The organism is Lysinibacillus sp. NPDC056232 (assembly GCF_042267565.1).
Taxonomy (GTDB): Bacteria; Bacillota; Bacilli; order Bacillales_A; family Planococcaceae; genus Lysinibacillus.
Genome location: NZ_JBHJTF010000098.1, coordinates 1 through 1468, shown reverse-complemented (window position 1 = coordinate 1468; position 1468 = coordinate 1). Strand labels below are relative to the sequence as shown.

Sequence of the window (1468 nt, the reverse complement as noted above, 5' to 3'; positions counted from 1 at the left end):
TAGTAAAATGTACCCTATAAGATAGACACTTTCAAAAAGGTCATCTTATAGGGTATTTTTGTTTATAATGAAGAAAAAACGAGCGGTGGTTAATAGTATGACTAAAAATTTATTTTCGAAACAACAACAGGCACAATTAAAATTAAATCCATACGTTAAAACGGTAAGCGCAAAAGCCATTACTTATACAGATGAATTTAAAGAATTTTTTATTGATGAATACGATAAAGGAAAATATCCAAGTGAAATTTTCCTTGAGGCGGGTTTTGATATTGAAGCCCTTGGTTCGACACGTATTCGGAGAGCTTCGAATCGTTGGCGTATGGCTTATAAAGAGCATGGGCTATCAGGTTTAGAAGATGCCAGAAAACATGCTTCAGGTCGCCCTTTAGAGCGTGAATTAAGTTTAGAAGAAAAATACGTCCGCTTAGAGGCGAAGATGAAATTATTAGAAGCAGAAAACGAACTTTTAAAAAAGCTAGATCAACTCGAAAGGCAGCTGATGAGGAAGAAATCAAAATAAGTACTGCACAAAAATTTGAATTAATCCATCAAATTATGGAAAAATATCAATTAAAAAGAATGGTAAGATATCTTTGTGAAATCGCAAATGTTTCACGCTCAGGCTACTATCGCTATTTTAGTGAAGAAGCTGTCTTAACTCGTCAAAAACAGAATGAAGAAGATGAAGTGGTAAAAGAGGTTATTTTAAAGGCCTTTCATTTCCGAGGACGAAAGAAAGGTGCACGTCAAATAAAAATGACACTTGAAAACCAATATGAAATTATCTACAACCTCAAGCGTATTCGTCGCATTATGAAGAAATTTAATATTGTCTGCCCTATTCGAAAAGCGAATCCAGCACGTCGTATGGCAAAAGCAACAAAGGAACATCGCACATGCCCTAACAATTTAGACCGTAACTTCAAGCAAGGTGTAGCAGGAAAAGTATTACTAACCGATATCACATATTTAACATATGGCGGTGGTAAACGTGCTTATTTATCAACGATAAAAGACGCTGAAACAAATGAAATTTTAGCTTATGAAGTATCTTCTACGTTGAGTATAGAAATTGCGCTCAACACGTTACATAAATTGAAGAAGCATCGCCATTTAAGGGAAGATGCCTTTATCCATTCGGATCAAGGTTTCCACTATACGAATCCAAAATTCCAAGCCTTAGTAAAGAAAATTGGCTTGGGGCAGTCCATGTCACGTCGAGGGAATTGTTGGGATAATGCGCCACAAGAATCATTCTTTGGACATTTTAAAGATGAAACAACAATTAGAGCATGTGAAACGTTAGAAGAAGTAAAGAAAGAAATTAAGAGTTATATGATTTACTACAATCATTATCGAGGGCAATGGAATTTAAATAAGCTGCCGCCTGCAAAATACAGACAGCAGCTTCAGAAAGTTGCCTAACCTTTTTTAAAATGTCCTTTACAAAGGGTACATATTATAG

The 1468-nt window shown here is 35.4% G+C and carries 2 protein-coding genes; both read left to right on the top strand.

The window, feature by feature from the left end:
• Nucleotides 1-97: 97 nt before the first annotated feature.
• Nucleotides 98-523, top strand: a complete 426-nt coding sequence (locus ACFCYJ_RS27440; RefSeq protein WP_376079115.1) for an HTH domain-containing protein — start codon at nucleotides 98-100, stop codon at nucleotides 521-523.
• Nucleotides 418-1428: an IS3 family transposase gene (locus ACFCYJ_RS27435; RefSeq protein WP_376079117.1), complete on the top strand. Its 1011-nt coding sequence runs from the start codon at nucleotides 418-420 to the stop codon at nucleotides 1426-1428. Before ACFCYJ_RS27440 ends, ACFCYJ_RS27435 begins: the two co-directional genes overlap by 106 nt.
• Nucleotides 1429-1468: the final 40 nt, after the last annotated feature.

Excerpts from the sequence above, each read along its gene's own strand:
- ACFCYJ_RS27440 (WP_376079115.1), top strand. The coding sequence starts at position 98 with ATGACTAAAAATTTATTTTCGAAACAACAACAGGCACAATTAAAATTA.